The following is a 16,003-nucleotide window of genomic DNA, read 5'->3' as shown; positions in this document are numbered from 1 at the left end:
TCGACTATTGAGTCGTGGAATCCTCCGTTGTGCCTGTGGCTGGGGTGAAACCGTGACGTGACCACAGCTGTGCAGAATCGGCGGAGGAGAGATACTTCACCAACTCCTCAGCAGCTTCTTTGGTGTCACTGTTGTTGACAACAGCGGCCATAATCTCATTAGAGTGGCTATCTGCGCCCGGGATGTCAATGACGTCGACAGAATCCGCGAGAGCCTGTGCATCGGTGCGATATACCCAGCCAGCATCCGCGACACCGGACAGCACCTTGCCAGCGACATCGCTGACAGAATTCTCACGGCTAACGGGAACGAAATCTAGTCCAAGAGAGGAAATGAGTTCTGCGGCGACCCGTCCACACGGAACCTTCAGGTCACAGGTGACAACCCTCGCTGTGGACAGGGATGCGTCTGCCCCTGTGACGTGGGCGGGGTTTCCCTTAGGCACGATGAGCACCATCGAATTGGTAGCGACGTTGGCTGGATTGCTTACCACACCACGTTCGACGGCCTCGTCCATGGTCTCGCGATCGGCCGTAATGAGCACGTCCCCGGGAGCACCGTCTGCCAACTGCTGTAGCAGTGAGCCGGAGCCGCCGTTGATGAATGTCATGTGGGTATCAATGTTGGCCGATTGCGGCAGGTCAGCATTGAGAACCCTAGTGGAAGCAGCCCCGAAAACCGTAAGAGTGTCCGTCGCAGCAGTCTGTGATGAGCTCGTCTCAGGGGCACAGGCCGCGCCAGTGACCAGTACGGTGGCAGCGGCCACCAGAACTTTCTTCGAGCTCATCACACAGACTTTCTTAATCAGGCCATCAGCGTCGAATTAGTGGCTGTGGCGATCCAACTGCTCCGCGTGGGAACGGATTGGTTCCCAGGCTACCTCTCGACGTGCCGGGCGAGTGCGGACATCGCGAGAACGGTAGACCACATAGGGGCGGTTGGTGTAGCCAATTGGCGCAGAAAATGCGTGGACCAAGCGGGTAAACGGCCACACGGCGATGATGGTGAAGCCAGCCAAGACGTGCAGCTTAAACTGCCATGGCACATCGGCCATCAGCTCAGGCTGTGCGTTGAAAATCATAATTCCACGCAGCCACGGCGAAATGGTTTCGCGGTAGTCATAACCATGCGGACCACCGAATACCTGCAGCGACACAGTCGCAATGGTGCCCGACAGAATTGCCAGCGCCAGCAGTAAGTACATCACCTTGTCCGACGTGGATGTCGCCAGGAAAACCGTGCGGTTGACCACGCGTCGGTAGATAAGACCTGCAAGCCCCAACACGACGGCAACTGCGGCAATCGTGCCTGGGATTGTAGCAATCAGGTGGTAGAAACCATCTGAGATGCCCATGGCGCGAGTCCATGACTTCGGAATTGCCAAGCCCATCAGGTGACCAATGATGACGAACATCATGCCCCAGTGGAACAGCGGCGAAGACAGCCGCAGCATCTTTGATTCATAAATCTGCGATGAGTGACTGGTCCAACCAAATTGGTCTGTGCGCCAACGCCAGATAATGCCGATGACGAACGCGCTGACGGCCAGCCATGGAAAGGCTGTCCAGAGGAACAGCTCGAAGTTATTCATGACCTAAATCCTTTGAGTTTCTTGCATGCCGACGTGCGGCAGCGGAGTCCCAAGACCAACGAGTTCAGCCGGGGGACCTGTGCGGATGAGATTGATGTAGGCGTCGATAGTTTCCTGATCGATTTCTGGCAATGACATGCACAACGCGGTGACCACGTGCGCGTACATGGGGGAGATATCATTCAGCGCGGTTCGCAGAACCTCCAGGCCGTCTCGATGGGAAGCGAGCATTTCTGTCACGATGCGGTGGCCAACGTCGTCGGCAAGCGCGCCGGCCTCCAACACCACGCAGAGGTGGTCTGGGAGCTCTTCGCGCTCTTGCTCAAAGCCCAGTGCAGCCAGTTGCTCCTTGAAAGCAAGGAGAGCTACACCGCGCTGACGCGTATCACCGACCGAGTAGTAGGACAGGTTCATCGAGCACCGACGGCGCTGGTCGAAGGTCTCCACATAGTGAGACTGCAGCTTCTGCAGTGGCATCTGGGCAGCCTCAGTCAAAAACGCTCCGAGTTCGTCGCCGACTGCTGCCGGAAGTGCGGGCAATTCTCGTGCGACTGCCTCCCACCGCTGGTCGGCATCCTCGTGCGGGTAATCCAACAGCAGCGAGCACGCCATGTACAGCAGTTGGCGTTGTTGTTTGGTCAGCGACACGGACTCCACAAAGTGGTCCGGAATACGTCCGAGAAAACTACGTTTGGCCATGGTCTATCCGTTCGGTTTCTTAAACATGGCCTGCGGGCCTTCATCGCCCCACGACACCAGCGAAACCTTGCGCGTATCGCCACTGCCCGTGCCGCAACCGGAACCACATGCCTCCGGTGCACCTTCGCCCGGCCCCAAATCGCGGAACTGATTCATCAGCTTCTCCGGCGTGCTGTCGCCGAATGGATCGAGCGAAGCAATGCCACGAGGCGTCTCCGGCGAGGTCGTCGGAATGACGTAGCGGTCGTCGTATTTGGCAATCGCGAGCAGGCGGTACATGTTGTACAGGTCCTCACCCGTCATGCCGACGGCCTGAGCAATCTCCTCTTGCGGTTCGCGCCCGAGGTTGATGTCTCGCATGTAACTGCGCATCGCCGCTAGACGACGCAACGAGAGTTCCACCGGTCGGGTATCGCCAGCTGTGAAGATTCCCGCCAGGTATTCCAGCGGAATTCGCATATTTGCCAGGGTGGTCAGCAGCACCTTGTGGTCTTCGCCATCGATGCCGGACGCGGTAATGGTGTCGACAATCGGGGACAGCGGCGGGACGTACCAGACCATTGGCAGGGTGCGGTACTCCGGATGCAGTGGCAGTGCTAGACCGTAGGTAAAGATCAGGTCATAAATCGGCGACTCCTGCGCGGCAGCAATCCACGATGCTGGGATTTCCTGCTTATGAGCAGCCTCGATGACCTCTGGATCGTGTGGGTCGAGCAGCAGACTGCGCTGTGCTTCATACAGATCCTGTGGGTCTTCCACCGATGCGGCCTCAGCCACGCGGTCAGCATCGTAGAAGATGACACCGAGGTAACGCAGCCTGCCGACGCAGGTTTCCGAGCACACGGTTGGTTGACCGACCTCAATACGCGGGTAGCACAGCGTGCACTTTTCCGCCTTGCCGGTCTTGTGGTTGAAATAGACCTTCTTATATGGGCAACCGGAGACGCACATGCGCCAACCGCGGCAGCGGTCCTGATCAACCAGAACAATGCCGTCCTCCGTGCGCTTGTACATCGCGCCCGATGGGCAGGAAGACACACACGTCGGGTTCAAGCAGTGCTCACAGATGCGAGGCAAGTAGAACATGAAGGTATCTTCGATGTCCTTCTTGACCTCCAAGTTCATCTGCTGCAGCGTTGGGTCACTGTCCATCGTTGCAGTCGAACCACCGAGGTTGTCATCCCAGTTCGATGACCACTTGACGGTGTCGATGGGACGACCGTCCAGCTGCGAGACTGGGCGAGCAGTTGGCTGAGTCTTCTGCCCACGCGGTGCTGACAGCAACTTGTCGTACTCGTAGGACCAAGGCTCGTAGTAATCTTCGATGCCCGGCAGCAGCGGGTTGTGGAAGATAGTGGCCAGCTTCTTCAAACGACCACCGGCCTTGGGCTTGAGCTTGCCGCTGCTGGTGCGTTCCCAGCCGCCCTTCCACTTTTCCTGGTCTTCCCAGGTGCGTGGGTAGCCGACGCCAGGGCGGGTCTCCACATTGTTAAACCAAATGTATTCAGTGCCCTCGCGGTTGGTCCATGCCTGCTTACAGGTCACAGAACAAGTGTGACAGCCGATGCACTTGTCCAGGTTCATGACCATCGCGATTTGTGCCATGACGCGCATTAGAACTTAACCTCCTGGCTGCGACGACGAATGCGGGTTACCTCATCGCGGTTATTACCGGTTGGGCCGATGTAGTTGAAGCCGTAGGTGATGTGCCCGTAGCCGCCGGCCACATGCAAAGGCTTGATCATGATTCGAGTAAGCGAGTTATGAGTACCACCGCGGCGCCCCGTGCGCTCATTAAGCGGTGTACCAGTGGTGCGTTCCTGCGCGTGGTTCATAATCGCCGTTCCCTCAGGGATACGGTGCGTGACAATCGCGCGTGCTGAGACCACACCATTGCGGTTGTAGAGCTCAATCCAGTCATTGTCAGCCACACCGATCTTCTCGGCATCCTTGGCGGACATCCAGACCACCTGGCCACCACGCGAAATCGACAGCATGTGCAGGTTGTCGAAGTACTGCGAGTGAATCGACCACTTATTGTGTGGCGTCAGGTAGCGAACTGTAACCTCCGGATCGCCGGATTCGCCTTTCAGCAGCTCACCTGGGCCAACCTCACCATTGAGGTGGAGTCGGTCGAGCGGCGGGCGGTAAATCGGCAGCGCCTCGCCGTAGTCCAGGAACCAATCGTGGTCGAGGTAGTAGTGCATACGACCGGACAGCGTGTGCCACGGCTTGTCGTAGGCCAAGTTGATGGAAAACGCGGTGTAGCGCTTGCCGTCCTTCTTGATGCCAGTCCACTCCGGAGACGTGATGACCTCAGTTGGGCGCTCCTTCACCGAGTCCCACTTAATGTGGGTCTGCTCGGAGCCACTGACCAGATCGGTCATATCTGCACCGACGCGCTTGCCCTGGTTGCGGAAACCCTCGAGGGCGACCTCACCGTTGGAGACACCGGAGAGATGCAGAATCATCTCCGCAGCCTTGATGGCCGAGTCGAGCCTCGGTCGCTTACCAGCTGACTCCGTCATCGACGTGCCGTTGATGATGGCCAATTCCTTGGCCTGCTTGGATACGTCGTAGGCCGTGCCGTGCGTGCCTGTACCGGCCTTTTCCGTCAGTGGGCCAAAGTGTGTCCACTTCTCGTAGACCTTGGTGTAGTCGCGCTCAACTGGAATGAGCTTAGCCATTGTCTTGCCCGGCACAAGCCCCTCAGCATCCACGTCTGGGACAATGCCGTTTGGCATGTTCAGCTCATCAGGGCTGTCGTGGCCGAGTGGGGCAGTGATGACATCGGTCTGCGTACCCAACCACTTTTCCGACATTGCGGATAGCGAAGCCGACAGGTCGCGGAAGACCTCGAAGTCACTGCGTGCCTCCCACGGTGGATTGATTGCCGCATTGAAGGAGTGGATAAACGGGTGCATATCTGTTGTTGACAGATCGTGCTTCTCATACCAAGTAGCCGCCGGGAGAATAATGTCGGAGACCAGCGTAGTTGAGGTATTGCGGAAATCCGTGGTCAGCATCAGATCGAGCTTGCCCTCAGGTGCCTGATCACGCCAGACAATTGAGGCTGGACGCTCGCCCTCTGGTAGCTCCGTTGCGGTGGCATCGGAATCCACACCGAGCATGTGGCGCAGGAAGAACTCCGTGCCCTTTGCTGAAGAGCCCATGAGGTTGGTACGCCAGTTGAGCAGGATACGCGGGAAGTTCACCGGGTTATCCGGGTCCTCAGCCGCAAACTTCATCCGGCCGGACTGCAATTCATCGACGATGTAATCCGAAACGGCCATGCCCTTGGCCTCCGCCTCGTCGGCAAGCAGCAGCGGATTGCGGTCGAACTGCGGGAATGCGGGCATCCAACCGCGCTTCATGGCTTCGACCAGGGTCTCTGAGGTGAACTTGTCGTCCACGGCGCCATGGCTGGCCAGCGGCGAGGCCAGGCGGTTGGCGCGAGTGTTGTCATAACGCCACTGGTCGGTTGTCAGGTAGTAGAAGCCCGTGGTAATCATCTGGCGCGGTGGGCGCTGCCAGTCCAGAGCGAATGCGTACTGCGCCCAGCCATTCATCGGACGCAGCTTTTCCTGGCCGACGTAGTGAGCCCAACCGCCACCGTTGATGCCCTGCGTGCCACACATGGAGGTCAGCGCCAGGAAGGTGCGGTAGATGCTGTCGGCGTGGAAGAAGTGGTTGACACCCGCGCCCATGATGATTTGGCTACGGCCGCCAGAGTCAGCAGCATTTTGTGCAAACTCACGCGCAATACGAATCGCGGCGTTGGCTGGTACGCCAGTGAGCTCCTCCTGCCATGCCGGGGTGCCCGGCACGGAGGCATCCTTGAAGTCCGCCGGCCACTGACCAGGCAGATTCAGCTCCTCGCGGTTGACGGCGTAGTGCGCCAGCATGATGTCGTAGACCGTGGTGACAAGACGCTTGCCGACGCGCCGGGCGGGGACACCTCGATGGACGATTCCGGCACCGATTGGGCCGTTTTCCTCAGATTCGCCCAGACCCGGCAGGTCAAAGCGCGGGAAGACCACTTCGACTGGCTCGAAGCCGTCAGTCACGTCTGCCACGGACATCACTGGGTCGACGTTGTCCAGGCGGAGGTTCCACTTGCCCTCGCCGTCCTCGCCGTAGCGGTCAGCGAGAGTTCCGCCTGGGTCAACGACCTTGCCGTCGACTTCCATCATCAGCAGACGGTGTGTTGCATTCTGCGAATCGTGCAGTGCCGCGTCCTCGATATTGGATGCAGTGAGGAATTTACCGGGCACGAAGGTGCCGTCGTCACGCGCGTCGAGCTCAACCAGGAACGGGGCATCGGTGTACTTGCGCATGTAGTCGAGGAAGTACGGTGTCTTCTGCTCGACGTGGAAGGACTTCAAAATGACATGTCCCATGGCGAAGGCCAGTGCGCCGTCGGTACCTGGGTTGATGCGCATCCACTCGTCGGCGAACTTTGTGTTGTCGGCGAAGTCAGGGCTGACGACAACAACCTTGGTGCCGTTGTAGCGAGTCTCGACCATGAAGTGGCTATCCGGAGTACGGGTAACCGGAATGTTCGAACCCCACATCATCAGGTAGCTGGAGTTGAACCAGTCACCGGATTCTGGAACGTCGGTCTGATCACCAAAAGTCTGCGGCGAAGCTGGTGGCAGGTCGGCGTACCAGTCGTAGAAGGACAGTGCGACACCGCCAATCATCTGCAGGAAGCGAGTACCTGCGCCGTAGGAAACCTGCGACATAGCCGGAATAACGGTGAATCCGGCAATGCGGTCGGGGCCGTACTGACGAATGGTGTAGACGTGGGCAGCGGCGGCCATCTCGATTGCTTCCTCATACGGAATGCGGATGAGGCCGCCCTTGCCGCGTTGGCTGACGTAGCTCTTGCGCTTCATCGGGTCTTCCACAATGGAACGCCAGGCCAGCACCGGGTCGCCGAGCTTTTCCTTTGCATCGCGGAACATCTCTACCAGCACACCGCGCGCGTATGGGTAACGAATGCGCGTCGGAGAGTAGGTGTACCAGGAAAACGACGCACCACGCGGGCAGCCGCGGGGCTCGTACTCCGGCATATCTGGACCGGTGGTGGGGTAGTCGACTGCCTGTGACTCCCACGTAATAACGCCGTCCTTGACATAGACCTTCCACGAGCAGGAACCCGTGCAGTTCACACCGTGGGTGGAACGGACCATCTTGTCGAAGGACCAGCGGTTGCGGTAGAACTCATCGGCGCCGCGGCCACCTTGGAGAAAGAGTTGCTGACCGGACTCAGAGACTTCGCCCTTGCGGAGAAAGCTGCCAAAACGCAGCAGCGAGTTGGCCTGGTTAGAGCCCGAACCAGCGTGAGATGGGGAGGAATCTTGTGCCATGGGAATTTTCCTAATTAGTAATTAACCGGGGAACGGAGCGTTCGGGCGGGCGTAGTAAATCCACACCAGCACTGTGGTGAAGGCGAAGAAGACCACGCAGCCCCAGAAGAAAGCCACCGGAGCCATTGCAGAGAGCAGCACACCGACGATGAACGGGCCAAAGGCGCCGATTGCGCCGGTCCATCCAATGACGCCGCCAGCCTGACGCTTCGGCAGAATCATCGGCATCTGCTTGAAGGTGCCGGCGTTACCGAGACCGGTGAAGAAGAACATGATTAGCATCGAGCCCAGGAACCAGCCGTACTCTTCCGGGCTGTCCGGAGTCAGGAAGATAGCAGCGACACCGGTGAAGACGGTCATGCCTGCACAACCGATGAAGGTCCAGATTGCGCCGCCGTACTTGTCACACAGCGGACCCCAGAGAGCGCGGACCAATGCACCAATCAGCGGGCCGAGGAAGGCGTACTTGGCGCCCTGCGGCAGATCGGCGAGAGCGTAGGTCTCAGCGAACTTGGAGTTAGCACCGAAGACATCATTGGTCAGCAGTGCAAGCTGTGCGGCAAAACCGGAGAAGGCACCGAAGGTCACCAGGTAAACAATGGTGAGAATCCAGGTGTTCTTATTGCCGAAGATGTCAATCTGTTCGCGGAAGTTCGCGCGAATCGGCACATCCTTCAGCATGGTCCACGCGACAATTCCCATGATGATGGTCCACGGAACAAGCACGATGGCTGGGTTGTAGACGAAGATGTCGTGGCCTTCATCCGTGCGCATCGGTGCGACAAAGCCCAGGCCAAGCAGGCTGAAGCCCATCAGCCATGGGCCGACCAGCTGAATCAGGGAAATACCGAAGTTACCAATACCAGCCTGGATGCCCAGTGCGGTACCGGACATGTGCTTGGGGAAGAAGTAACCGGTTGACGGCATGAAGCCGGAGAAGACACCGCCACCGATACCGGAGAGGAAGGACAGTGTCAGCAGCCACCAGTACGGAGTGTCAGTGTTCTGGACTGCGAAGTACCAGCCCAGCATTGGAATAACGAATAGGAACGATGACAGTGTGACCAATTTGCGGGTACCGATAATCGGTGGCAAGAACATGAATACCAGGCGGAAAAGACCGCAGGATAGGCCGGCGATGGAGGTCAACCAATACAGCTGGCCAGCAGTGAGATCGAAGCCGATCCGGTTGAGCATCGGTGCAATCGCGGAGACCAAATACCAGGTTGCGAACCCGATGATCAGGGCGATGGTGGAGATTGTCAGCGTCTTCCACGCAATTTTGGAATCCCAGTGTGCCGGATCTTCGGGATCCCAACCCTTGATGACTTTGCCGCTTGTGTCCAGAGGCTCCAGCTTTGCGGCCGCATTTGGTGTAGAAATTTTCCTTACCTCTTCCTTGCGAAGTGAAGAATTGAGAAATATAGGGAATTAAGCAACAAAGTTGTTGTGTAAATGCATCGTTTTTATATTGAGAAACGTAGGGAATCTAGATGTGAAAATAGAAAAATAATGTAATGCGTATCTAGGATAATTATTATAGCCGGTGGGCTGCAATTTGCCTACACGCTTAAGTATGGCACTAAATCACCTGTTCAGGAAAGGTTTTCTGCCTACGAACGGGGGTGTGTGTTTATGTCGGTCTATGTGTTGAGGTTCTTTATTGAGCACAATAAAGAACTGTCGGAGTCATTGAACAATGTTCGAAAGGGTTAACGATGCATAAGTCCAGTGCAGCAGGTCTGAGTGGAGAGCAATTCAACACCGCCGTAATTGTCTATGACGATCGTATTAAAAGCGGGGAAAGAACAGATAAATTCGCCTTGCGTATATCGGACTATCCTCTCAATGCCGTGAGCTACACAGTCATAGAAGAAGACGAGGAAAAGTTCCGTGCAGCATTGACTGAGGCGCTTAGCTCACAGGCTCGCATCATCCTCACCCTTGGCGGAACAGGACTGCGCGCTGCCAATCGAGTCCCTGATGTCACGGAGGAATTTATCGACAAAGAGCTGACCGGACTGGAAACACAGATTCTGCTGGTCGGACTGGAAAACACTTCTCGCGCGGGCCTTTCGCGTGCAGTCATCGGCACCACCGATACCGGAAAACTCATTGTCAATTGCCCCAGCAGCAGCGGCGGTATCAAGGACACGCTCGGCGTAGTTATTCCGCTGCTGGAGCCAATTTTCGATCAGCTCGATGAAACTGACTAGCTCGCCGCAAATCTACTGATCAGCTGACCCAGCACCAAGTAGTCTTGCGCGCAACTGCGCCACATCCGCTGGCGTGTCGTAGTCTTGTGCGCACCAGTGCTGCTCGGCGCTGGTCAGCTGGATATATTTTGCCGACGCGCCACGAATCAGCCGTCGAACCGACACATCGCGAGTACTCGAAAGCAACCGAAGGGCACGCCTCAGCGCACTCTTTCGCCACAGCGCACAAAGTGGTTCGCCGTCAACGACAACGACGCCAGTGCTTTGCGACGTCGTTTCTGCCTCTAAGTCAACTTGTTGCCAGTTGTGCCACAGCACCTCTAACAGCCGTGAGGTAAATGGCGCGTCCACAGCGGTGACAAACACAAAGTCGCATTCAGCACTCGCGGTGCCAGCGCCCGCAGCTCGCAGGGATGCCAGGCCAGCTTCAATGCCTGCAACCGGGCCACCAAATGGTGGGTTTTCACACGTTACTCGCACAGAAGGCGGAACGGATAAATCCTTTGGCGTAACCACCACAACACGGCCTACGGTGGGCTGAGTCCGAAGTTCAGCCAGGCAGAGGTCAGTCATCGTGTGCTCGCCAATGCGAACTTGCGCCTTATCTGCGCCCATGCGACGGCTCTCACCACCGGCAAGGACAATGGCATCACAACGAAAACCCGAGTTCGGTGTCGCGAATGATTCGGTGCCTGGCATGGTGCTCTCGCTATAGCGTCCGCGACCAGTCGCCGGAGCGGCCACCGGACTTGGCGACAATGCCACACTTGCGGATGTACGCCGATCGGTCAACGCCCTTGACCATGTCAATGACATTGAGCGCGGCAATGGAGACAGCCGTCAGCGCTTCCATCTCCACGCCGGTGCGATCGGCCGTGCGAACCGTGGCCTTGATAGCGACATGGTCTTCGCAAATTTCTAGGTCCACGGAGCAACCATGAACACCGATGGTGTGTGCCAGCGGCAGCAATTCGGGTACCTTTTTTGCGCCGGAAATGCCCGCAATGCGGGCAACTGCCAGAACGTCTCCCTTGGGAACGGAGCCGTCGTTAAGCGCACGGAGAATTTCCGGCGAGCAGGCGACTTCGCCGATGGCGGTGGCGGTTCGGATGGTCGGCTTCTTCTCTGTGACATCGACCATGTGTGCCTCACCGCGGGAGTCGAGGTGGGTGAGAGCGGGGGCGGTGGATTTAGTGCTGTCGGTCATGGTGAGGAATTCCTGTCAGAAAAATCGTAAAAGGTTTAGGCGAGGAGGACGCGGACGGTATCGCCAGTGTGCAGCTGGTCTTCCTGGTTAATGAGGCAGAGCCCATCGAGTGCGACAAGCGAGCCGACGAAGTGAGACCCGAGAGTCGTGCCGGAATATGGTGTCGCCAGGGCACCGTCAGCGGAGTAGCTCATGCGAATTGGGATTGCGACATTGCGGCCGAATGGGCGTGGGATAGGGAAGTCTGCGCTGGCGATGGCGTCCACAAATGGGCGATCGAACAGCGAAGTTGCCGGAGTCAATCCGCGCAGGGCATCGATTGCGGGCTTGCAGAAAAGCTGAAAACTCACCCAAGCGGCAACGGGATTACCTGGCAGACAGAGCAGCACAGCGTCATTCCACTTTCCGACACCTTGCGGTTTGCCCGGCTTCATATTGATAGGCCCAAACCAAATATCGCGCTTTTCACCGGCATCACGAGTGACATCAAAAGCGCCCACTGAGACACCACCAGTTGTAATGATGAGGTCGTGGTCGGCTGACAGTCGGTCGAGCAGCTCGGCGAAAGCCTCGGGATTATCCGAGCAGTGTGCGACAGTCGGCGTCAGAGGGGAAGCAATGTACTGGGTGCACAACTGCGCGATCATCGGCAAGTTGGAATCCGGCAACTGACCAGCTTGTAGATCCGCCGTTGGTGAAACCACCTCATCACCAGTGCTGATCACGGCAATGCGAAGCGGTGCGACAACCTGTACCTTCTTCACGCCTGTAGAAATAAGAGCAGCTGTAGTTCCGGCATCGATGACGGTACCGGCGGGAGCAGTCATCGCGCCCGGAGCAATATTCGTGCCCCGACGACGAATATGATCGCGCTCGGGATTATAAGAATGAACGGTAATTTCGCTCGGCAGTGGTACCGGACCTGGTGCAATATTGGTGTCTTCCACCGGAATTACAGCAAGGTCAGCGCCATCAATGACGGGGGCACCAGTCATGATGCGCTGCGCAGTGCCGGCAGCAACCGGCTTGGGCGAATCACCTGCGGGAGTATCACCCGATACGGGCAGAGTCCACGGCCCCTCGCCGGCCAAATCGGCTTTATTCACCAGGTAGCCGTCCATCGCCGAATTGGAAAATGGCGGAACCGGAAGGCCGGCGACGGCATCTTCGGCCAACACCAATCCGGCCGCATCAGCAATGGGGAGTGTGACAGTTGCACGTGGCCGACAATGGGAGACCACGTCGCGCAAATACTCTTCGATGGGCTTCACTGATTAACCTCCGATTGCTGACATATTTCGCTTCGGCTGCAAGAACCCGGGCTCATCAATGCCATGACCTGGCAGTTTTGCCCACGTATTCTGGCGCCATGCGGCAATAACCTCATCATCCGTGCCGCCAGCGCGCATGACATTGCGCAGCGACACCTCCGAATTGGCAAAAAGACAATTTCGAACAGCGCCATCCGCAGTGATGCGTGTGCGGTCACAATTTCCACAAAATGGCTGCGTCACAGATGCGATGACACCGATTTTTCCGTTGAGCTCGGAATTCTTGCGGCTGGTTGCCTGCCACACTTCCGCTGGCGCAGAACCCCGTGGAGTTTCCGCTGGGGCAAGCTCAAATTCCTCTTCCAGCGTCGCCAAAATATCTTCGCGCTTGACCATAATGTCGCGATTCCACTGCGCCGGTGGGCCAAGCGGCATTTGCTCAATAAAACGCAGCTCTAACCCCTTAGCCAGGCAATAATTGGCCAGTTCGTTAAGCTCAGCGCCATCATTAACGCCGGGCATGACGACGGAATTTACCTTCACGGGCTGCAACCCGGCTGTAACTGCGGCATCGAGGCCTGCGAGAACGTCGTCAAGCCGATTACGCCTGGTCAGCGAAGAAAATACCGCTGGATTTACCGAGTCCAGCGATACTGTGACGCGATCCAGGCCAGCATCTTTCAGCGACTGCGCTCGGTGCACCAGGCCGAGCCCGTTAGTGGTAATGGCGGTGGAGACTGGTGTCGCTGCGATGAGCTTTTCCAGCGATTTGCGAAGTAGCGGTTCACCGCCGGTAAACCGCACCATGGTGATGCCGAGCCGCGAGGTGGCAATTCGAATGAGACGGATAATTTCCTCGTCGGTGAGGATATCGTCTCGGTTAATCCAATCGGCGCCTTCTTCGGGCATGCAATAAACACAGCGCAAATTACAGCGATCGGTCAACGAGAAGCGAAGGTCACGAATAGTCCGCCCGAATTTATCCATCATCGGTTCGACTGTATTTGCTGAGGCGGATGCATTTGCAGATTCCGTCACAGTATTCCTCCTCTCACATTGAGTATTCCGGTAACTCCACGTTGCGTCATAAGTTCAATTGCCACTGCCGACCGCATCCCCGATGCGCAATAGACAATCGCGGGGCTTGGCAATTTGTAATCTTGATCTGCACGAATTGCGCTGAGCGGAATATTGCGCGCACCTTCGAGGTGCCCTTCGGCAAATTCCTCTGGTTCACGGACATCGATTAGTGGCAGACCCGTGGCCCGCGCCTCGGCTGCGTCTCGAACACTGGGAATTTCGTTTGCTACCGGCCCTGAGCTTTTCACCTTGGTTGTGACCTCTGGATTAGCCGCAAGAGGGAAGTACCGCCAGTTCGAATGTAAGCCATCGAAATAGCCGACTTTTCCAATCATCGGTGTACCAACACCGCTGGTAATTTTGATAATCTCCAGGGCCATTGCTGTGCCGACAATTCCCACAATCGGACCCAAAACACCGGCTTGAGCGCAGTTGGGAACTTGTCCTGCCGCCGGTGGATGAGGATAGAGGTCTTCATAAATGGGGCCATGCCCCGCCCAGAAAACAGACATTTGTGCATCGAATCCGAGAATCGAGCCCCATACATGTGGAATCTCAGCCTGTGCGCACGCGGTGGAGACAATATGACGGGTTGCGAAATTATCGCTGCCATCAAAAACCACATCTGCGCGAGCGCACAATTCCCTGGCAAATTCCCAGTCCAGGCGGCGGGCATGCGTTTCTACCACAGTGTCCGGATTAATTGCCGCAATATGTGCGCCGGCGGAATCGACCTTGTTTTTCCCAATATCGTCGGTGGTGTGAATAATCTGGCGATGCAGATTACTCAGTTCCACCACGTCATCGTCCACAATTGTGATGTGACCAATTCCCGCAGCTGCGAGATATTGCAGCGCGGGTGAACCCAGGCCACCTGCGCCAATGCACAGCACATGCGCTTTGGCCAAGGCCTTTTGGGCGCGTAGCCCGAAACCGGGCAGTGAGACCTGGCGGCGGTATCTGTCAGAAAGTGCCAGACCAGAGCTGGAAATTTCAGAATTAGTCATATCAATTCACTGAGAATCCGCATTATTTGAATTGATGTTCTCGTCGAGGCCGACCCAGGTGGAGCGTCCGTCGACAAGCACTTGCTCCTTCCAAATGGGAACCTTGGCCTTAACGCGGTCAGCAATTCGACTGCACGCGCGGAATGCATTCTCTCGGTGTGCAGATGCGGCCAGCACGCAGAATGCCAATTCGCCAATTGCCAATTTGCCGGTGCGATGAGCGACCCACAGGTGCACGTCGGGGAAATCATCAGCGACGAATTGGACGACTTCAGCCATAAATTTCTGTGCGTCTGGGTGTGCGGTATAAGTCAGCGATTCCACGCTATGACCATTGTCATGATTGCGAACAATGCCATCGAAAGTAACCAGCGCGCCCATTTCATCAGTGACAATCTGTTTTTTGGCAGCTGCTGCAAGTGGTTCCAGGGCATCGTCGTGTAACACAACGTCGAGAATATAGCCAGAATTGTGGGTGTTCATAGCGCTATCCGTTTCCTCGGTGAGCAAGGTCAACAATGTGGTGGACAATGGGGCTCAGCACCGCAATTCCGTCTTTTACTGCTCCCGAAGAGCCCGGCAATGTCATGACAAATGTGGAGCCGGCAATTCCTGCCACGCAGCGGGAAAGAATCGCAGTTGGTGTCGATTCCAATCCGCGCGCCCAAAAAGCGTAGGAAATTCCCGGCATTTCTTTCGTGATATGAGGCGCAACGGCCTCCACTGTCTGATCGTCCGGGGTAATACCCGTGCCACCAGTGGTAAGCAACACATCTGGCACAGTATCGGCGGATTGCAGCAGTTCAGCCACAGTATCCGAAACGTCAGCATCGGCGACAACCACTGGCATTGGCGTGGAAAAACCTTCGCCTCGAAGGAAATCCACCAGCACGGTTCCCGTCTTATCTTCGTATTCTCCGGCAGCGGCGCGGGTAGAAGCGACAACGACAATTGCTGAGCGCTTTTCCGCATCCGTATTCTTCGCCGATGAGCTCGACGAGGAACAGGGAACATGCGAGTTTGTCATCAGAGTCCTTCACGCCAATCCGGATAAAATTACGCTTTCGAGACTACCTATATGCTGCCAAGTAAGGTGGCTGCCGAAAGGGAGCATCGCCACCGCAAGTTTACTAGTATTTAATATACGCAATATTTCGTCGCTGATTGTGTAAGGCAGTGGAGTCCAATGATCCAAGTTCGCTTGTACGCCGCCGCAATGGCCGCAGTTGGAAAAGAGTCCGTGCAGCTGGAAGATAACTATTCCACTGTTGCTGACGTCATCGACGAGCTATCTCAGCGCTACCCGGGAACCACGGACTCAGGGCTAACTCTTAGCCAGGTCGCGGAGCAGTGTTCGTTCCTCGCCGACGGCAAGCGCATCGATGCCTCTGCGAGTGTCAGCGGGGTCGAAACTCTTGACGTGTTGCCGCCGTTTGCTGGGGGATAGAGGGCGCGGCGAGGTCATCGTCGTCAAGCGTGACGACGGCGTGGGCGGTGGATCCTCTCTGACCAGCGGTGTTCGAAGGAATCTTGTTCAGTCCGGGGGATTGTCTACAATCT

Annotated in this window: 15 protein-coding genes; 2 read left to right on the top strand and 13 right to left on the bottom strand. The window is 56.9% G+C overall.

What is annotated here, in order from left to right; all coding sequences use genetic code 11:
- Window positions 1–4: 4 nt before the first annotated feature.
- From modA to Q4E11_RS03395, 6 genes are read right to left on the bottom strand one after another with little or no spacing between them, the layout of a single operon-like run.
- Window positions 5–787, bottom strand: coding sequence for a molybdate ABC transporter substrate-binding protein (gene modA / locus Q4E11_RS03420; RefSeq protein ID WP_303163690.1), 783 nt, complete (start codon window positions 785–787; stop codon window positions 5–7).
- 36 nt (window positions 788–823) lie between these two features.
- Window positions 824–1,591 (bottom strand): respiratory nitrate reductase subunit gamma, encoded by a 768-nt coding sequence (gene narI / locus Q4E11_RS03415; protein WP_303163689.1) that lies wholly within the window; start codon window positions 1,589–1,591, stop codon window positions 824–826.
- Between the two features lie 3 nt (window positions 1,592–1,594).
- The gene (gene narJ / locus Q4E11_RS03410) at window positions 1,595–2,290 is read right to left on the bottom strand and encodes a nitrate reductase molybdenum cofactor assembly chaperone (RefSeq protein ID WP_303163686.1); all 696 of its coding nucleotides are present in this window, start codon (window positions 2,288–2,290) and stop codon (window positions 1,595–1,597) included.
- A 3-nt stretch (window positions 2,291–2,293) separates the two neighbouring features.
- The gene (gene narH, locus Q4E11_RS03405; RefSeq protein WP_303163684.1) at window positions 2,294–3,904 is read right to left on the bottom strand and encodes a nitrate reductase subunit beta; all 1,611 of its coding nucleotides are present in this window, start codon (window positions 3,902–3,904) and stop codon (window positions 2,294–2,296) included.
- The gene (locus Q4E11_RS03400) at window positions 3,904–7,662 is read right to left on the bottom strand and encodes a nitrate reductase subunit alpha (protein WP_303163683.1); all 3,759 of its coding nucleotides are present in this window, start codon (window positions 7,660–7,662) and stop codon (window positions 3,904–3,906) included. Before Q4E11_RS03400 ends, narH begins: the two co-directional genes overlap by 1 nt.
- Before the next feature lie 21 nt (window positions 7,663–7,683).
- The gene (locus Q4E11_RS03395) at window positions 7,684–9,018 is read right to left on the bottom strand and encodes a NarK/NasA family nitrate transporter (RefSeq protein WP_303163978.1); all 1,335 of its coding nucleotides are present in this window, start codon (window positions 9,016–9,018) and stop codon (window positions 7,684–7,686) included.
- A 362-nt stretch (window positions 9,019–9,380) separates the two neighbouring features.
- Between Q4E11_RS03395 and Q4E11_RS03390 the strand changes: the two genes are divergently transcribed.
- Window positions 9,381–9,878 (top strand): molybdopterin-binding protein, encoded by a 498-nt coding sequence (locus Q4E11_RS03390; protein ID WP_303163682.1) that lies wholly within the window; start codon window positions 9,381–9,383, stop codon window positions 9,876–9,878.
- A gap of 12 nt (window positions 9,879–9,890) precedes the next feature.
- On the opposite strand, the gene Q4E11_RS03385 is transcribed toward Q4E11_RS03390, so the two are convergent.
- Genes Q4E11_RS03385 through Q4E11_RS03355 form a run of 7 tightly spaced genes read right to left on the bottom strand, consistent with a single transcriptional unit; the run spans window position 9,891 to window position 15,470 of the window.
- Window positions 9,891–10,577 carry a molybdenum cofactor guanylyltransferase gene (locus tag Q4E11_RS03385; protein ID WP_303163681.1) on the bottom strand — a complete coding sequence of 229 codons (687 nt, stop codon included), beginning with the start codon at window positions 10,575–10,577 and terminating at the stop codon, window positions 9,891–9,893.
- A 10-nt stretch (window positions 10,578–10,587) separates the two neighbouring features.
- Window positions 10,588–11,085, bottom strand: a complete 498-nt coding sequence (moaC, locus tag Q4E11_RS03380; protein ID WP_303163679.1) for a cyclic pyranopterin monophosphate synthase MoaC — start codon at window positions 11,083–11,085, stop codon at window positions 10,588–10,590.
- 35 nt (window positions 11,086–11,120) lie between these two features.
- Window positions 11,121–12,356: a gephyrin-like molybdotransferase Glp gene (gene glp / locus Q4E11_RS03375; protein WP_303163677.1), complete on the bottom strand. Its 1,236-nt coding sequence runs from the start codon at window positions 12,354–12,356 to the stop codon at window positions 11,121–11,123.
- A 3-nt stretch (window positions 12,357–12,359) separates the two neighbouring features.
- Window positions 12,360–13,346 carry a GTP 3',8-cyclase MoaA gene (moaA, locus tag Q4E11_RS03370; RefSeq protein WP_303163976.1) on the bottom strand — a complete coding sequence of 329 codons (987 nt, stop codon included), beginning with the start codon at window positions 13,344–13,346 and terminating at the stop codon, window positions 12,360–12,362.
- 44 nt (window positions 13,347–13,390) lie between these two features.
- Window positions 13,391–14,443, bottom strand: coding sequence for a ThiF family adenylyltransferase (locus tag Q4E11_RS03365; RefSeq protein WP_303163676.1), 1,053 nt, complete (start codon window positions 14,441–14,443; stop codon window positions 13,391–13,393).
- A gap of 6 nt (window positions 14,444–14,449) precedes the next feature.
- Entirely contained in the window at window positions 14,450–14,926 is a 477-nt protein-coding gene (locus Q4E11_RS03360; protein WP_303163674.1) for a molybdenum cofactor biosynthesis protein MoaE, read from the bottom strand.
- A 4-nt stretch (window positions 14,927–14,930) separates the two neighbouring features.
- Window positions 14,931–15,470 (bottom strand): MogA/MoaB family molybdenum cofactor biosynthesis protein, encoded by a 540-nt coding sequence (locus Q4E11_RS03355; RefSeq protein ID WP_303163672.1) that lies wholly within the window; start codon window positions 15,468–15,470, stop codon window positions 14,931–14,933.
- 159 nt (window positions 15,471–15,629) lie between these two features.
- On the opposite strand from Q4E11_RS03355, the gene Q4E11_RS03350 reads away from it, so the two are divergent.
- Window positions 15,630–15,890 carry a MoaD/ThiS family protein gene (locus Q4E11_RS03350; RefSeq protein ID WP_303163670.1) on the top strand — a complete coding sequence of 87 codons (261 nt, stop codon included), beginning with the start codon at window positions 15,630–15,632 and terminating at the stop codon, window positions 15,888–15,890.
- The last annotated feature ends 113 nt before the right edge of the window (window positions 15,891–16,003 follow it).

Origin of the sequence: Corynebacterium sp. (assembly GCF_030532195.1) — a bacterium.
Taxonomy (GTDB): domain Bacteria; phylum Actinomycetota; class Actinomycetes; order Mycobacteriales; family Mycobacteriaceae; genus Corynebacterium.
This window is presented reverse-complemented; position numbering and strand designations above follow the sequence as displayed.

Bases quoted from the DNA above. Each gene is read 5' to 3' on its own strand.
- Q4E11_RS03390 (WP_303163682.1), top strand. From the start codon at position 9,381: ATGCATAAGTCCAGTGCAGCAGGTCTGAGTGGAGAGCAATTCAACACC.
- moaC (WP_303163679.1), bottom strand. From the start codon at position 11,085: ATGACCGACAGCACTAAATCCACCGCCCCCGCTCTCACCCACCTCGAC.
- Q4E11_RS03385 (WP_303163681.1), bottom strand. From the start codon at position 10,577: ATGCCAGGCACCGAATCATTCGCGACACCGAACTCGGGTTTTCGTTGT.
- Q4E11_RS03400 (WP_303163683.1), bottom strand. From the start codon at position 7,662: ATGGCACAAGATTCCTCCCCATCTCACGCTGGTTCGGGCTCTAACCAG.
- Q4E11_RS03350 (WP_303163670.1), top strand. From the start codon at position 15,630: ATGATCCAAGTTCGCTTGTACGCCGCCGCAATGGCCGCAGTTGGAAAA.
- narH (WP_303163684.1), bottom strand. From the start codon at position 3,904: ATGCGCGTCATGGCACAAATCGCGATGGTCATGAACCTGGACAAGTGC.
- modA (WP_303163690.1), bottom strand. From the start codon at position 787: ATGAGCTCGAAGAAAGTTCTGGTGGCCGCTGCCACCGTACTGGTCACT.
- Q4E11_RS03365 (WP_303163676.1), bottom strand. From the start codon at position 14,443: ATGACTAATTCTGAAATTTCCAGCTCTGGTCTGGCACTTTCTGACAGA.
- Q4E11_RS03360 (WP_303163674.1), bottom strand. From the start codon at position 14,926: ATGAACACCCACAATTCTGGCTATATTCTCGACGTTGTGTTACACGAC.
- Q4E11_RS03355 (WP_303163672.1), bottom strand. From the start codon at position 15,470: ATGACAAACTCGCATGTTCCCTGTTCCTCGTCGAGCTCATCGGCGAAG.
- moaA (WP_303163976.1), bottom strand. From the start codon at position 13,346: ATGATGGATAAATTCGGGCGGACTATTCGTGACCTTCGCTTCTCGTTG.
- narJ (WP_303163686.1), bottom strand. From the start codon at position 2,290: ATGGCCAAACGTAGTTTTCTCGGACGTATTCCGGACCACTTTGTGGAG.
- narI (WP_303163689.1), bottom strand. From the start codon at position 1,591: ATGAATAACTTCGAGCTGTTCCTCTGGACAGCCTTTCCATGGCTGGCC.